General features: G+C 51.5%; 15 protein-coding genes and 1 pseudogene. 7 read left to right on the top strand and 9 right to left on the bottom strand.

All coding sequences use genetic code 11. The features are described 5' to 3' along the window. Positions 1 to 42 precede the first annotated feature (42 nt). Positions 43 to 849: an SDR family oxidoreductase gene (locus ACYQ27_RS06100; RefSeq protein ID WP_460041269.1), complete on the bottom strand. Its 807-nt coding sequence runs from the start codon at positions 847 to 849 to the stop codon at positions 43 to 45. A gap of 70 nt (positions 850 to 919) precedes the next feature. On the opposite strand from ACYQ27_RS06100, the gene ACYQ27_RS06095 reads away from it, so the two are divergent. After that, on the top strand, positions 920 to 1930 hold the full coding sequence (locus ACYQ27_RS06095; protein ID WP_460041268.1) for a deoxyhypusine synthase: 1011 nt from the start codon (positions 920 to 922) through the stop codon (positions 1928 to 1930). A gap of 360 nt (positions 1931 to 2290) precedes the next feature. On the opposite strand, the gene ACYQ27_RS06090 is transcribed toward ACYQ27_RS06095, so the two are convergent. Further along, complete coding sequence (locus tag ACYQ27_RS06090; protein ID WP_456452768.1) at positions 2291 to 2464, bottom strand: hypothetical protein; 174 nt, start codon at positions 2462 to 2464, stop codon at positions 2291 to 2293. 81 nt (positions 2465 to 2545) lie between these two features. On the opposite strand from ACYQ27_RS06090, the gene ACYQ27_RS06085 reads away from it, so the two are divergent. Next, entirely contained in the window at positions 2546 to 3886 is a 1341-nt protein-coding gene (locus ACYQ27_RS06085) for an ATP-binding protein (RefSeq protein WP_460041267.1), read from the top strand. 1 nt (position 3887) lies between these two features. Here ACYQ27_RS06085 and ACYQ27_RS06080 read toward each other — a convergent pair. The 3 genes and pseudogenes from ACYQ27_RS06080 to ACYQ27_RS06070 all read right to left on the bottom strand — a co-directional run. Then, a pseudogene (locus ACYQ27_RS06080) lies at positions 3888 to 4127 on the bottom strand (hypothetical protein); the annotation flags it as partial. An 81-nt stretch (positions 4128 to 4208) separates the two neighbouring features. Beyond that, positions 4209 to 5483 (bottom strand): tRNA(Ile2) 2-agmatinylcytidine synthetase TiaS, encoded by a 1275-nt coding sequence (gene tiaS, locus ACYQ27_RS06075; protein WP_460041824.1) that lies wholly within the window; start codon positions 5481 to 5483, stop codon positions 4209 to 4211. Between the two features lie 31 nt (positions 5484 to 5514). Next, positions 5515 to 6060 (bottom strand): GNAT family N-acetyltransferase, encoded by a 546-nt coding sequence (locus ACYQ27_RS06070; RefSeq protein ID WP_456396071.1) that lies wholly within the window; start codon positions 6058 to 6060, stop codon positions 5515 to 5517. Between the two features lie 45 nt (positions 6061 to 6105). Between ACYQ27_RS06070 and ACYQ27_RS06065 the strand changes: the two genes are divergently transcribed. After that, complete coding sequence (locus ACYQ27_RS06065; RefSeq protein WP_456452772.1) at positions 6106 to 7062, top strand: transcriptional regulator; 957 nt, start codon at positions 6106 to 6108, stop codon at positions 7060 to 7062. Here ACYQ27_RS06065 and ACYQ27_RS06060 read toward each other — a convergent pair whose 3' ends face one another. Beyond that, positions 7063 to 8313: an HD domain-containing protein gene (locus ACYQ27_RS06060; protein WP_460041823.1), complete on the bottom strand. Its 1251-nt coding sequence runs from the start codon at positions 8311 to 8313 to the stop codon at positions 7063 to 7065. It abuts the gene before it with no gap. A gap of 169 nt (positions 8314 to 8482) precedes the next feature. Then, the gene (locus ACYQ27_RS06055) at positions 8483 to 9766 is read right to left on the bottom strand and encodes a phenylacetate--CoA ligase family protein (protein ID WP_460041266.1); all 1284 of its coding nucleotides are present in this window, start codon (positions 9764 to 9766) and stop codon (positions 8483 to 8485) included. Positions 9767 to 9885: 119 nt separating this feature from the next. Between ACYQ27_RS06055 and ACYQ27_RS06050 the strand changes: the two genes are divergently transcribed. From ACYQ27_RS06050 to ACYQ27_RS06040, 3 genes are all read left to right on the top strand, one after another. Next, the gene (locus ACYQ27_RS06050; protein ID WP_460041265.1) at positions 9886 to 10938 is read left to right on the top strand and encodes a hypothetical protein; all 1053 of its coding nucleotides are present in this window, start codon (positions 9886 to 9888) and stop codon (positions 10936 to 10938) included. A gap of 5 nt (positions 10939 to 10943) precedes the next feature. Then, positions 10944 to 12026, top strand: a complete 1083-nt coding sequence (locus ACYQ27_RS06045; RefSeq protein WP_456423431.1) for a DUF835 domain-containing protein — start codon at positions 10944 to 10946, stop codon at positions 12024 to 12026. Between the two features lie 364 nt (positions 12027 to 12390). Continuing rightward, positions 12391 to 12585 carry a hypothetical protein gene (locus tag ACYQ27_RS06040; RefSeq protein WP_460041264.1) on the top strand — a complete coding sequence of 65 codons (195 nt, stop codon included), beginning with the start codon at positions 12391 to 12393 and terminating at the stop codon, positions 12583 to 12585. Here ACYQ27_RS06040 and ACYQ27_RS06035 read toward each other — a convergent pair. Next, positions 12572 to 13762: a molybdopterin molybdotransferase MoeA gene (locus ACYQ27_RS06035; RefSeq protein ID WP_460041263.1), complete on the bottom strand. Its 1191-nt coding sequence runs from the start codon at positions 13760 to 13762 to the stop codon at positions 12572 to 12574. The two genes, ACYQ27_RS06040 and ACYQ27_RS06035, sit on opposite strands and share 14 nt — an antisense overlap. A gap of 2 nt (positions 13763 to 13764) precedes the next feature. Further along, positions 13765 to 14280 (bottom strand): MogA/MoaB family molybdenum cofactor biosynthesis protein, encoded by a 516-nt coding sequence (locus ACYQ27_RS06030; RefSeq protein WP_460041262.1) that lies wholly within the window; start codon positions 14278 to 14280, stop codon positions 13765 to 13767. A 186-nt stretch (positions 14281 to 14466) separates the two neighbouring features. Between ACYQ27_RS06030 and ACYQ27_RS06025 the strand changes: the two genes are divergently transcribed. Then, a complete protein-coding gene (locus ACYQ27_RS06025; RefSeq protein WP_456453424.1) occupies positions 14467 to 15210 on the top strand; it encodes a class I SAM-dependent methyltransferase in 744 nt (247 codons plus the stop codon). Positions 15211 to 15365: the final 155 nt, after the last annotated feature.

The following is a 15365-nucleotide window of genomic DNA, read 5'->3' as shown; positions in this document are numbered from 1 at the left end:
CTCTTGGAGCATTTTAAGGTGGCTGTCTGCTGTCCCGGCAGCTCATAGATGAACGCTCCTCGTCATCGAGCCATCTATTACAACGGTCGAGCCGAGCATGTACTCCGCTTCCCCGCTCAGGAGAAAAGCTATCAGGGAGCCGAGTTCTTCCCATCTTCCTGTCCTGTGGAGGGGCGTTCTGTTCAAAACCTCGCGCTCCCAGGTCTCCTCAAAGGACTCTCCCCTTTCGTCGGCGATTCTACCGAGGTTCTCCCTCGCGCCCGGCGTGTCAAAGCTGCCGAGTAAAACAGAGTAAGCCCTTATCCCTCTCTTCCCGTAGGTTCTCGAAACGCTTTTGGCGAGCTGAACCAGCCCCGCCCTCGTAACGTCCGCCAGAACCAGCGGCGGCATCGGCTCCTTTATCGAGACAGAGTTGAGGTAGACGAGAACACCCTTCCTCTTTTCTTCCAGCCACGCCCGGACGAGGAGCGTTGTTAGATAACCCGGAGCGATCGAGTGAAGCTTCGCCGCCTCCAGCCAGTCCCCATAGTCGGTCTCATGAAGCAAACAGGGCTCGCAGGAGACATTGGGTGCGTTCCAGACGAGGGCATCAACCCCATCGAGTGCACCCCAGGCCTTTGAGACCAAGTTTTCTATGTCCTCCTGTTTTCCGAGGTCCGCAACCACACCATAGACCTCTCCATATCCCGAGAGTCTCTCCAGGGCTTTTTTCAGGTTCTCTTCGTTTCTGGAGCTTATAACGACCCTCGCGTTTCTCTTCAATAGCTCCCTCGCCACGTTGAAGCCTATTCCCCGGGATGATGCAGTAACGAGAACGCGGAGGTCATTCAGATCTGTCATCATGCCCATGGTTAAGGGTGCTCGCTGGATAATAAAAACTTTCCCAAAACTTTATACGCCCCCCTTCAAACCTGAAATCATGACCGGGCCAAAAGATATCGTTCTCAAGGAGAGCGAAGAGGTCGGGGGGACGGCCATAGAAGGCCCCTGGCTGGACGAGGTTTCAAACCTTGAAGAGGTTCTCGATTACTATCACCGCATAGGCTTTCAGGCGACGCACCTCGGAAGGGCGATAGAAATCTGGCGCAAGGTCGAGGAGAAGCGCGCTGAGGGGAAAGAGGTCAGGGTTTTCCTCGGATACACCTCCAACATAGTCTCTTCTGGCCTGCGAGAGCTGGTTGCGTGGCTCGTGAAGGAGGGGAAAGTTGATGTCATAGTAACCACCGCCGGAGGAATCGAGGAGGACTTCATAAAGGCCCTAAAGCCGTTCATCCTCGGCGACTGGCAGGTGAACGATGTCCTTCTCAGGGAAAAGGGCATAAACAGAATCGGCAACATCTTCGTGCCCAATGACCGCTACATCGAGTTTGAGAAGTACATGATTCCATTCTTCGAAAGAATTCTTGAGATGGAGCGTGAAACTGGCAGGCCCCTGACGGCGAGCGAGTTTATCCACGAGCTCGGTAGATACATGGACGAGAAGCTGGGTAAGGAGAAGGAGAAGAGCGTTATCTACTGGGCCTACAAGAGAAACGTCCCGATTTTCTGCCCGGCCATAACCGACGGCTCAATCGGTGACATGCTCTACTTCTTCAAGGAAGAGCGCGGAGACAGGAAACTGATCATAGACGTAGCCAACGACATTGTGAAGCTCAACAACCTAGCGGTTACCGCCAAGGAGACCGCCTCGATAATCCTCGGCGGCTCTCTCCCGAAGCACGCAATAATCAACGCAAATCTCTTCAGAGGGGGAACGGACTACGCGATATACATTACCACTGCCATTCCCTGGGACGGCTCTCTGAGCGGTGCCCCTCCGAGCGAAGGTGTCAGCTGGGGCAAGATAAGGGCGAAGGCGGACTACGTTGAGATTTGGGCAGATGCGACGCTCGTCTTCCCGTTGCTGGTGTGGAAGGTGATGAGGGGATAGGGTTATATCCAATGAACCCAAAACTAAGAGCGGTTGGAGTATGGAAGAGGTAACCCTTCGTGTAAAACTGCCCGGAAAGGTTAGTGAGGAGACCAAACGGGCCATTGAGAGGGAGCTTGAGATTGAAGCCCTTTGAATCTATCTTGAATTAAAATCAAAGAAAAAACGCAAGAAACTTCCCGTTGAGCTACATGGGAATACTCGGAAAGGCTTCCGTTGAGGACTACGCTCTGGAGGCTGATGGTCTTGAGGACATACATTGACGCCAACATCATCTACAACTTTCTTTTCACGACATCCTTAACTTCAAAGGCGAGAGACATACTGACTTCAGATTGGGACTTGGTTATCTCTCCGATTTCAATCAACGAAGCAGTTTATGTCTCTTTTAGGAAGCTCACCAAAGAGAAACACGGAATTTCTAACATCTATGACGTGAAGCTCTCTCCAGTCAGCTCGGCGGCCTTCAAAAGCAAGAGGACTTTTCTTCTTCCCTCCGAATATGAACATTCCCGCCAAAGGCAAAAGCGACATGACACCACCACCTAACTTTTACCTCCAACGGAAAGAAGCCTTTCGAAATCCTTAAATAGTTGCAACGCGATTAGCCTAATCATGATGCAACAATTCTTGAACAGGAAAGGTGAGCTTGAAGCATTGAGGAGGGCGTTTGAAAGTGAGAAAGCCGAGCTGATAGCCGTCTACGGCAGGAGGAGGGTTGGAAAGACTGCACTTATCCTCAAAGCCGTTGAGAGCTTTCCCCACCTTTACTTCCTTGCCGACGAGAGAAGCGAGCGGGAGAACCTGGCTGAGTTCAGGGGGAAGGTGGCGGAATTTCTCGACGATGAAGTGATAGCCCGCTCCGACCTCGGCTGGCTTGAGCTTTTTAAAATCCTCGCGGAGAGGGGGAAAGGCATTGTCGTCATTGATGAGCTGCCCTATCTCGTGGCCACGAACCCAGCTTTCCCATCGCTCCTGCAAAAGGCGTGGGACCTTTACCTCCAGGGTTCGCGGATAAAGCTCGTCCTCATAGGTTCTTCAATTGGAATGATGGAGCGACTGCTCGGCCATAAAAGTCCTCTCTACGGAAGGAGAACGATGCAGCTCGACGTTAAGCCGATGAAATACTGGCACATTAAGGAGTTCCTGCCGCACTATTCCCCGAGAGAGTGGATGATGGTTTACGGCGTTGCGGATGGGATACCCCTCTACCTGAACCAGTTCGATGAAGCCCCCTTCTGGGAGAACGTTGGGAGGCTCTTCCTCAGGAAGGAGAGCCCGCTCTACATGAAGGCGGAGTTTCTCCTCAGGCAGGAATTCCGGGAGCCGGCGCGCTACTTCGCCATACTCAAGGCGATAGCCTTCGGTAAGACGAGCTTCGGCGAGATAGTTAACTTTACCGGCTTTGACAGGGGAACGGTCTCGCGCTACCTCGACAACCTCGCGAGGATACGGGCCGTTAAAAAGCTCCACCCCGCCTTTGAGCCTGAAAGGAGGAGGAACATCCGGTATGAGATATCGGACAACTACTTCGCCTTTTGGTTCCGCTTTATCTATCCGAACAGGGAGAGAATAGAAAGGGAGCTCTACGGGGAAGTGCTTGAGGACGTTAGGAGAAACTTCAACCACTACATGGGGCCGGTTTTTGAAAAAGCTGTGGAGGACTTCCTCTGGAGGAGGTTCGCCTTCGAGAGGGGCGGAAAATGGTGGAGGAAGGGCGAAGAGATAGACTTCGTGGGAATTAAGAGGGGCACGGCCTACTTCTTCGAGGCCAAGTGGAAGGATCTAAGAAAACGGGAAGCCCTTGAGGTGCTTAAGGAACTCGCCAAGAAGGCGAAACTCGTCAGAACCGGAGAAGAAAGTGAGGTTTTTGGCCTGATCGCAAGGAGCGTTGAGGACAAAGAAGAAATCAGAGAGGAGGGTTTTGTCGTCTTCGAGCTTGGAGAGATGTTTTAGGTTAAAGCTCCCCCAGGAATTTTTCCAGTTTTTCAAATTCGCCCTCCCTCATCAGGTGAATGACGGTGGAGTAGATGCCTATCAGCTCAAGCTTTCCCTTTGGATCTTCAAAAAGGATGTTTTGGATCGGGTAATGGCTGTAATCCCTCTTAATCTCCTCAACATCAAAGACGCCCTCTTCGATGGCTGAGAGATTGGGATATATGAACCGGAGCCAGAAGGCGAGAAAGTTCTCAGCCATGTTCCTGCAGGGCTTTAAGTTCCTCTCTTCTATCCACAAACTGATTCATGTGATAACAACTTATCACTTTAAAACTTTCGATCACAAAAGTCCCAGGATCCTCTCCTCCCCACCCGGCAGCACTAGGGGCCTCGACAGATGCTTCCTCGCATCGGGCGGAACCTCGTATATCTTCCTCTCCAGCCCGCGCGGGACTTCGACCGGAATGAGCTTCTTCGGCATTCTATAACCACAGCGTTTGCACTTCAGATAATCGCCCTTGCTCTTCATCGTCCCTCCACAGCGCGGGCACCTGGGCTTTTGGTACTCAACTTTTGGGACGAGCTTCACCGGATAGAACTTTTCGAGGTTGAGCGTCAAAATCCCTTCATGCTCCTTAACACCACCGGCCGCGATAATCTCGTCTCCCGGCAAAAGCTTCCTAACGTAGTTCCTGAACTTCCTGGTCGGCTCGAAGGCAGCAACCCTTATTTTGCCAGTCTCGTCCTCAAGCTCAAAGAAGACGTGCCGGCCTTTCTCCCAGTATGAGCGAGCGACCTTTCCCCTCACAACCGCGCTGTCGTAGAGCTTCAGCTCGCCAATCTTCTTCGGAGTTAGGTGGTCGTCGGTGTTCTGGTTCGTCCTGTAGAGCTGATAAAAAGCGACTGGCTCCCCAAACCTAACCAGCTCGAAGGTCTGGAGGACTTTCCCGGCATCAATTCCGCGGATTCCAGCCAGAACGGGATCCTTGCCGTGGGGCGTTATGAGAACTGTCCGCTTGTTTGGGTCAACGTTGTCGTAGGTGAAAGGATAGCTCCACCTATCGGCCAGAAAAACGCTCTCCTGATCGACTTTCCGCGGCTTTCCCCAGTTACCCCGCTCCCTGTAGGCCAAAAGCTCGTATGTGAAGCGCTCAAGAGGATAGCCGATTGAAGCCAATGCCCCTATAATGCCCCTGCCGAGCTTGAACTTGAATACTTCGGCTCCAGCAGCCTTCGCGACCTTCTCGGCTTCCTCGATTGTAACGTGCTCCCTCAAAGCCCTGAGTGAGAACTCCCTCAGTTCCTCCGGGACTTTGTCCTCAATAAAGGCAACGCCGGGATTGGTGTTCTCATGGGTGAAGTCGGAAAGCTGACTTACACGGGAGAGTACGAGGTCTTTGATCTCCGGGATAACCTCTTCGTCCGCTTCAAAGGTCATCGCGACCGCTCCGTTGCCGCGCGTCTTGTAGGGGATGTTTGGGTTGAGCCTTATCAGCCTCGGCAGGTCTATGGGCTCCGCTATGCGGGAAAGCTCCCTGTAAAGGAGCGCGCCGAGGTAAGTCGTGCACATGCCGTTTGGCGAATCCGTGTCGTCGATTCCAATGTGGAGCATCATCATAAAGCCAAAAGAGGGGGAGATTAAAAGATTATCCCTTCCATTCATCACGCATGAGCTCATAGCAGAGAACATCAACGAAGCCATTTCCGGGAACATGCACGTGCTTTCTCCAGCGGCCTGCAAGGGTAAAACCGTTTTTCTCAAGAACCTTTGAAGAGGCGGCATTTGGCTCAAACACATGCGCATAGACCTTCCTCAGGTTGAGCCATTCGAAGCAGTATTCCAGCACCAGAGCCACGGCCTCGGTGGCATAACCCCTCCCCCAGTAGTCCCTCCAGAGAAAATAGCCTATCTCCGCTTTTCCGTTTCTATGATCTATGTTGTGGATGCCGATGAGACCCGCAAGACTGCCGCTTCCGTTTTCAATTATCGCAAAGACCTTGTGTTTCTCCTTCTCCTTTCTGATCCGTTCATACCATTCCAGCTCATCCTCAAAGAAGAATATCCCGGCGGGATCTGAGAGGTATCTCCTCACTTCCCTGTCGTTGTACCAGAGCCAGAGCTTTTTCACGTCCTCCCTGCGGGGCACCGCCAGAGAGACCTTCCGGCCCTTCAGTATCACGGGTCGATCCATAGGTTGCACCTTAAATTTTTAAGCTCCTCGACCTATTTAAAAATGATGGAGAAGGAGAGACTCATCAAGCTCGTCAATGACATCCTGCGGGGGACGGGCTTCAGAACCGCCCGCATGGAGTTTAAGGGTGCATGCTTTGACCTAGTGGCCAGCAGGCTCTTTCTCCTGCTCTTCATCAAGGTTCTGGCCAACATAGACACCGTAACCCCTGAACAGGCCGCCGATTTAAAGCGTCTGGCCAAATTCTTCAATGCATCACCCCTGATAGTCGGAACAAAGACCAAGAACGCCGAGCTCGAAGAGGGAGTCGTCTATGAACGCTTTGGAATCTATGCCCTGAACCCGGAAACACTCTATGATGTAATCGTTGAGAACGAACTGCCCGCAATTTTCGCCGAGCGCGGGGGCTTCTATGTGAGGATAAACGGCAGCCAGCTGAGATATCTGAGGGAAAAATACGGTTACAGCATAAACGAGCTCGCCGAGATGATAGGGGTCTCAAGGAAGAGCCTCCAGAACTACGAGCGTGGCGAGCAGTCCGTGAGCCTGGAGGTTGCGCTGAAGCTTGAGGAGATTTTTGATGCCCCCCTGGCCGAGCCGATAAACATCCTGCATGCCAAGGTTGAGGCAAACCTCGATGTGCAGCCGGAGAGCGAGCTTGAGAGGGAGATATTTGATAGGCTAACGCGGCTGGGGATGGGAGTTGTAAAGGTCAAAAAAGCACCGTTTAACGCGGTTTCCAAGGAGAATGAGTTTAAAATCCTCACAGGGATAGACCGCAGGAAGACAGGAACAACTGTGAAGAGGGCTCAGATGGTTAGTGAGGTGAGCAAAATCATCAACAGCGACGGTGTCTTTATTCTCGAAAAGACCAAAACGGAGGTCGTTGGAGAGGTTCCCCTGATACCCAAGGCGTCCCTGCGCGAAATCAAGGATGCTGACGAGCTCATTGAGATGATTGAGGAGCTGAAAAGAGAGGTAAAAAAGCAGATTTTCGGATGATCAGCTGAAGAGAACCCTCTTCCAGACTTCCCTGATTCTGTCCACATACCCGTGAGGGGAGGCTATCATCACGACCCATCTCGGAGTCTGCCGCCTCTTGAGGGCATTTGCAAGGGGGGTAACCTTTGTGAGCGGCTGGAGCTCGCCCTCATGAACGAAGACGTTTATCTCCGTGGATTTCAGACGCGGCTCGCTCAGCATTAAATCGGCCGTTGAAAACTCAAGAATTACCTCGCCTTCTCTGGCCCCCACGGCATCGGCCAGATTCCTCTCTATCTCCTGCCTTTTCCTGACGTTTCTGTATGCAGCAAGAAGCTCCTTCTTCTCCTCACTGCTCAGCTCATCGGCATTGGCCAGAACAGCGGCTTTGAAGAGCTTGCGGTATTTGATGCGCCTGACAATTTCCTGCGGATAGCCCTCCAGATCCTCAAGCTCGACCATGACCCGGCAGTCTGTCATCTTCCAGAAATCCCAGAGCTGATCAGCTTCAAGGGCAAATTCGAGTGCCCTCGTCAGCATGCCCTCCGCAATCTTCACGGTGTGGTGGAAATAAACCCTTGAGTACATCAGAGACCTCGCAACCATCATACCCTCGACGGCCTCGATGCCCTTCTCATCGACCACGAGCTCGCCGCTGTGGATTCTGAGGACCTTCAGCAGCCTTTCCAGATCTATTATGCCGTGAGCAACACCCGTATAATGGGCATCCCTCACGAGGTAGTCAAGCTGATCCACATCAACATCCCCGTGGAGCATCTGGCCGAGATACCTCCGCTGGTATTTCCCCAGAATCAGGTCGGCAATTTCTTGCGGCTTATATCCGTATTCCTCGATGATATCGGAGACCATCTTCCTGTCATCAAACTCCCCATCGATGATGTCAATATTTCCGAGGATGATATTCTGGCCGAGCCTCATGTGGTCGTACTGCTTAACGTAGTGGCGGTAAATCTGCTCGAATGTGTGGGAAAAAGGCCCGTGCCCGATGTCGTGGAGCAGTGCCCCGACCTCAAGGATTGTGGCTTCCTCCTCGTCGAGCCCCACCTCAAGGGAGAGCCGTTTGGCGATGTAATACGTGCCCAGCGAATGTTCAAAACGGGAATGGTTGGCACCGGGATAGACGAGATAAGCCAGACCCAGCTGTTTTATGTTCCTCAGTCTTTGAAATTCGGGTGTTTTAACGAGATCCAGAATCAAACCGTCGAGCTTCATGCTCCCGTGAATTCCGTCATGGATTATCTTGGCACACATCACCTTCACCCGGTTAGAGCTTTGAAAGCCATCTTAAATAAATTTTGGCATTATGACATATACCGCGGGGATAACCTCGGCAGTTCTAAGGTTCCTGCCCAGTTTCAATTCACTGTCGGGCGTTTCAATGATAAAAAGGACAGCAGGGAAAGGGCAATAGAATTCGAATTCATATATCCCTGCCAACGGTGTATATTCTCTTCGTCTTTCCGGGTTTTTTGGGCAGGTCTATCCTAAGGTCGCCCAGAGGCACGGCTTCAATGATAAGCTCGGCCTGCTTTGACTCCTCAACCTCGTATCTGACAGGATTGTTTGCCTCGTATATCAGCTCCCTGACCTCATCCTCTATTCCCGCAGGCTTCCTGTCCCGGTATGCAACCCTGATAACGGCCTTCGGCCTTGGATTCTGTGGGGAGAGCGGGTGGTATATGATGACGAAATCAGCGAGATCAGGGTGATTATAGACGATTTCCATAACCTGATCAATGTGAAGCTTCGCCCCTGCCAGACTTATAACATCCTTGACACGGATTATATTCCTCACCTCGCCATCCACGACCCTCGCGAGGTCTCCGATGTCGTAGTTGAAGAGTGGAAGCCCTGTGAGCTCTCCATCCCTCATAACCTTGGTGATATACATGCGTTTGTATTCCCTGTATCCATCATCATTCTCCTTCAGAATCACAATCGAATCCCTGAAGTGGAAGCGGGTTGTCTTCTTTTTGGTTATCACCCTGTATCCCGTCAGGTCATCCTCTGTGGAGCCGTAGTTGTCAATGATAACGGCATTCTCAAAAAGTTCGAGTGTGGCTTTGGCAATTTCAGGTGTCAATGTCTCGGCTCCGACGACGATGGTCTGAATGTCATTTCTTATGTCATCGGGCAGCACCAGTCCGAGGTTGTATGCAGTTGCGAGCAGGCAGAAAAGTGCCGTTGGTTTGATATCCCTGAGCTCTTTCAAAAGGAGATTCTTATCCATCAGATAGTAAATGGGTATCTGGTAGTACGCGGATTTTGCTCTTAAAGCCTCAAATGCTCCAAAAGCAAACATGCCTGAAGAGGAGGGCAACGGCGGAAAGAATGAGGCAATAACATCACCTCTATCCATATACTCCCTGATCCACGGTTCAACCTGTCTCGCCGTTCTGAATCTGTCGTCCACCGTGTAGGGCACCCTCTTTGGCTCTCCCGTGGTTCCGCTGGTTCTCATCACGGTGTAGAACACCCTTCTCTCCCTGATATAATCCGGCCAGACCCTCTCACGGGCGTACAGGTCGTGGGGGGTTATATACACGCTGTCGGTCAGGGATGCAAGAAGTTCCGGAGTTATGCTGTCCAGCTCAACCCCTGCAAATTTCTCCTTCCAGAAGGGTGTCGTTTCCACGGCCTTCTTTAGGGTATAGTTTAAATCCTCAACTCCATTTCTATCGGTTCTTCCAACTGCAAGATACACTGGAGTTCACCATCTTATGAATGTTATTTTGGATATTTAAGTGTTAGGTTTTATACGACGAAATGAAGACTGACAGGTGGAAGAAAAGTTTTTATACGCTATCGGTTAGAATATTCATCATGGACTACACGTATATATTGGACAAAATCTATCAGAAGCCCCTGAAGGTGGCTGAAGGGGACTGTAAGGAGTACCTCAGGGAAATCTTCGAGTTTCATCTAAGCAACACCCCTTACTGGAGAGGTAAAGCCGGAAATGTTGACCTGGATGAAATCTTTCAGGGAAGCCTGAATGAGGTTTTTGAGAAGGTTTTTAACTTCGGGCTGACGGTTGAGGAGGACTACCTCCGCAGCAACTGGCTGGACTTCGTCCCCGATGGTTATGGGGGAAGAATACGCTTTTATCAGTCCTCGGGAACCACAAGGGAAAGGGCCATAGGGCACTGGGACAGGGGATATTCCTCGGTGCTTCTCAGATATCTTAGAGAATCCCTCGACGGTATTTACGGGCTTGACAGGATTTATAATGAGTCCCACCAGATGAGGGCTCTCGCCCACGGCCCATACGGCTGGTATCAGGATGAGATCAGCGAGCTCGTCTGGAGCTATGGAGGGGTTCTCTACTTCATCGGAATGGAAACCGAAGGGCTGAAGAAAGTGTACCGCGAAAAGGGGCTCGATGCAGTTTTGAAGCTGCTGGATCCTCTTGTGAGATACACGGAAAGGGTCATGAAAAAGGACAGAATAAACACCGTAAGATCAGCACCCCCGCTGATGTCCCTCTTTGAGGGGTATGCGGATAGCATTGAAACCATAATGATAAGCGGTGTCGGAATAAACCGCGATCTCTTTTCCTACCTCCGTGAAACGTTTGAAAACGCAGCATTAATACCCTTTTACGGATACTACGGCTTTGGTGACCTGGTGGGGATTCAGAAGGAAGGAAGCTTCTGGTACTATCCCAACCACCCGTTCACCATCATATTTCCGCTCAAAACGTCCGATGATGGATACAGGATAGTGAGGTATAACGAAAGGGGGCTGGTTGGCGTTATAATAGCCCGGCCGGAGCTTTTAATTGTTAAGGTGGAGGATGAAACTGCCCTCCGCGTTCCGCCCGAGGGGCCGTTTGGATGGGATGGATTCGGTGATCCTGAAAGGAGTCTGAGGTGAAAAATGTGGGTATTCTGCAGACATTTGTTATGATTGAGGCCGTTATTGTAATGCTGGTAGACTTGGTTGCCGCCGCAATTCTGTTCAGGGCATACCTGAAAAACAGAAGAAAATCAACTCTCGCGTTTTCTGCAGCATGGATATTTGATTTTCTCGCAATATTCGCTTCATCGGGCTCCATCACTGTGAGTGCCCTAGCCTTCACGGTGTTTTCAGCTTTGATCTTTTACGGATCAGTAAGATTTCTGGAGGAGGAGTCCATAAGGATAGAATACAGGAATATGCTGTGGTTTTTACCACTGCCCACACTTTTTGTCATCTATCTCATCGCTCTCTATAAATATACGGGAAATCCGGGATGGACAATCACAGCAGGAGCATCCTTCGGCATAAGCGGAATATTTGTCGTGATGGGTGGAATACTGCTGAGGGAGACAGAGGAGATATACAAAAGCGCCATCAGGTATCTCTATGTTGGGATCATCCTGTTCGGCATCCATCTGGCACCTGCAGCTCTATTCGGTCTGGAGCTCTGGTATCAACCAATAGGGTTCACGCTCTCAACGGTTCTTATTATACTCATGGTAACTGCAATGATAAAACTTGTTTCTTCAGATCCTTTCCTGAAGCAGGGGGTGAGCAAAATCCCGAAGATTGACCTGAAGCCAGGGGTCATGCTGCTCAACAGCAGTGAGTATCAGAGGCTTAGGGACTCCCTGAAGGATATCCCTGCACTTGCATTTCTCAGGGATGTTATCGATGTTCCCGAAAAGTGGGACTACTATTTCGTGACAACGGTTCCGTTCCAGGGAAGATTCAGAAACACAATCTCCCCAACTGACCTTGGACAGATGACTGAACTGTCTTACAGGTATCTGGAGGGACTCTCCAAATCGGGACAGAGGGGGGTTGTAATAATCGACTGTCTTGAGTATCTGGCAGTCTACAACTCGACGGAAAGCATTCTGAAGTTCCTGTCAAAGCTCAGGGACTTCGCGGTGGTGAATAACGGGACGCTGATACTTGTCATTGAAGAGGAAAGCCTGGATAAGAGAATCTTTGCACAGCTGAGGAAAATCGTGGGATGAGCATAACCTTATATACCTCCTTCTTTCAACCGTATAATGCCCCTGCGCGAGGACCCCGGGGAGAATGAACCGGGGGGCGATGCGGGGGCTACAGCTCGGCCTCAGCGAGGTCCCCGCGGGAGGGCCTTCCGCGTTACGGAGCACGATGGCCGCGGGAAACCCAGGCCGAGCACAGCTGAGGCCCGCCTGGGTTAACCCGCCCGAGTTCGCCGTGAGGCACCGATGGGGGCGGGGGTTACGGGCGGGCCATAGCATGTACATCTGTGTTCTATACAGATTTTGCATTAAACCCCAAAAAACTGCAAAATCCGTATAGAAAAGGTTTATCTATTTTAAAGTCCATAATTGACAATGGTGCATGTAAATGCTCAACATTGATTTGGAATGCGCGGAGAGTAAGATACGTGAGATAATCCCCTGGGCGAGATCCAACCCGCTGAGGGATATCATGGAGGAAAGAGAGAAGGAGAAGAAGGAGGTTCTCAGGATAGCAGAGCGCTTCAGCTCACCCCTGTTTTCGGGGGGAGAGCATTCCGGAGAGAAAGCTAATAAAAGATAACCTCCACCCTGTCGCCTTTCAGATAGCCCTCGCTGTTTTCAGGAATGGCAATGTATCCATTGCTCCTGACCAGCGCGCTTATGATTCCGCTCCCCCTTTTTCTTATCGGCCTTGCCTTCCCGTCCTCATACCAGACCTTGACGAACTCGTACCTGCCCAGCTGTGAGGGAACCTTATCCATCAGCTCGGCGTTTACGGTTACGGGTTTGAATCTGGCTCCGGCAAGCTTCGCCAGTGCATATTTGACAAAAAGGTGGAACTGGGCAAATACCGCGGCGGGATAGCCGCTCATGACAAAAACCCTCTCCCCGTAGCCTATCGGCCGTCCGGGCTTTATCGTCGTTCCGTGGAAGAGCAGCCTGACAGCGCGGTGTGCAAGGTCTCTATCCCCGAACGCTGAGCCCCCGGTAACGAGAACAAGATCATTTTCGGCTCTGGCCTTCTCTATGGCCTCCTGTATATCCTCCATCCTGTCCCGGATGACACCGTAGAACACCGGTTCTCCAAAATACTGTCTGACAAGTCCCCAAAGCAGGACTGAATTGCTCTCCAGTATTTTGCCCTCATTCAAAGCCCTCTCATCGAATTCCTCAATGAGCTCATCCCCTGTGATTATTATTCCCACCCGGGGCTTTCTCCTAACCCTTACTGTCTTAAATCCCAGGCTCTTCAGCAGAGCGAGATCCTGAGGCCTCAGAATCTGCCCCTTTTCCAGAACAGTCTCGCCCTTCCTGACATCCTCCCCTGCAAATGCGACATTCTGGCCCGGTGCCACTGGCCTGAGGACTCTAATGAGGTTCCCCTCGCGCCCGGCCATCTCCTGCATCACAACGGCGTTCGCTCCTTCGGGCAGCTTCGCCCCTGTCATGAGCTTTACAGCTGTTCCGGGCTCGACCTTTGCTTTGCTCTCTTCTCCTGCGACTATTTCGTCCATGACCCTGAGGGTTACAGGGCTGTATTCCCTCGCGGGGAAGGTGTCCTCTGCCCTGACCGCGTATCCATCAACCGCCGATCTATTGAAAGGGGGGCTGTCAATCGGCGAGGCAATGTCCTCAGCCAGAACCCTGCCGAGGGCATCTTTCAGAGGAACCTCCTCCACATCCTGAATCTCCCCGAGGTCAGCGAGCATCAGCTCAAACGCCTTTCTGTATGGGGTTAGCTCCTTAAACTCATGCATCCTCACTCCCCCGCGTGCTTGAGTATATGATAAGCCTCCTTTTTTATAATCTCAACGCCGGTCTTAACTGCATTCAAACTGCCCGGCAGGCAGAAGACCACCACGGCCCTTCCACCGCTCCTTATCACTCCAGCGGTTGCCCCCGTCAGGAGAGCGGCGGTTCCGATTTCCTCATAGCTCTTCAGTCTGAAAACCTCACCGAATCCCCTCAGCTCCTTGTCAAACAGGGGCCTGAGGCTCTCTATCGTAATATCCCTGCTCGTTATCCCGGTCCCGCCGGTAGTGACCACAACATCGGCACCCCTCTCAACGGATTCAATCACGGCCCTGATTATGGCCAGCCTCTCATCGGGAACAACCGTGTAGTAAACCCTCTCATTGCCGGCCCGCTCCATCTCCTCAACGAGGAATTTTCCGCTCCTGTCCTCCCTTTCTCCCCTGCTTGCGGTATCGCTGACGGTTATTACTGCGAATTTAAATTTTTTAGGGGCCTTTGCCCTGTGCTCCTCATGGGACATTTTACATCACCATTTAACAGTGAGCGAAGAGGTTAATAAATTTTAGGTGACTGAGAGGATGCATGATTTTCAGTCCTTGAATCCTAAATCGAAGAGGATAATGTTCCTGCTGATAACAAAGATTATTGCTAAGACCTCAGCCTGAAAATTTATAAGAATCCTCTTTCACACATTTACGGTGGTGTCATGCACGAGCTCTACACAGTCTTGGCGGAGTACTACGATGCCATCTACCGGCGAAGGGCTGAGCGAATTGGGGAGGAGATAGACTTCGTCGAGGAGCTCTTCCGGAAGGAGACCGAGCGAGAGGTAAGAAAAATCCTGGACCTCGCCTGCGGCACCGGAATCCCGACTCTTGAACTCGCAAGGAGGGGCTATCAAGTTATGGGCCTTGACCTCCATGATGAGATGCTGGCGGTAGCGAGGAAGAAGGCCGAGAAGGAAGGTCTGAACGTTAGGTTCATACAAGGGAACGCGCTTGAGATAGATTTCGAGGAAGAGTTTGACGCCGTAACGATGTTCTTCTCTTCGATTACCTACTTCGATGATTCTGCAATTCACGAATTATTTAATTCTGTAAAACGGGCTCTGAAACCGGACGGGGTCTTTATAACGGACTTCCCCTGCTGGTTTTACGGCGGAAGCTTTCCGGTAGTGTGGGACGAGATGAAGGGTGATGAGAGGCTTGTCATAACCGACTGGCGCGAGGTCGAGCCGGCCTTTCAAAAACTGCATTTCAAGAGGCTCGTGCAGATAATCAGGCCTGACGGAGGTGTTAGGACCTTCATGGTGGACGACGAGCTCAATATCTACACGCCGAGGGAGATTAGGCTTTTAGCTGAGAGGCACTTCAGGAAGGTAAAAATCTACGGAGCGGGGCACGAGCTGAGGCCCAACGACAGGAGGTACTGGCTGGTTGCCCTGAAGTGACCCCAAACTTTTTAAACCTCGAGCTCATTTCTATACCCTGGTGGTGCCTATCGTCCACCGTAACGCTGGTTTCAACATTTAGTCGTGCGTTCCGCGCTTCTCGGTTAGCCTTTACTCTGGCACCGCCATTGCCAAGATTTTTAAGCCACCCTTCT

Source organism: Thermococcus atlanticus (genome assembly GCF_054657855.1).
Note: the sequence above shows the minus strand (reverse complement) of the source record. Positions and strands in the feature narration are given on the sequence as shown.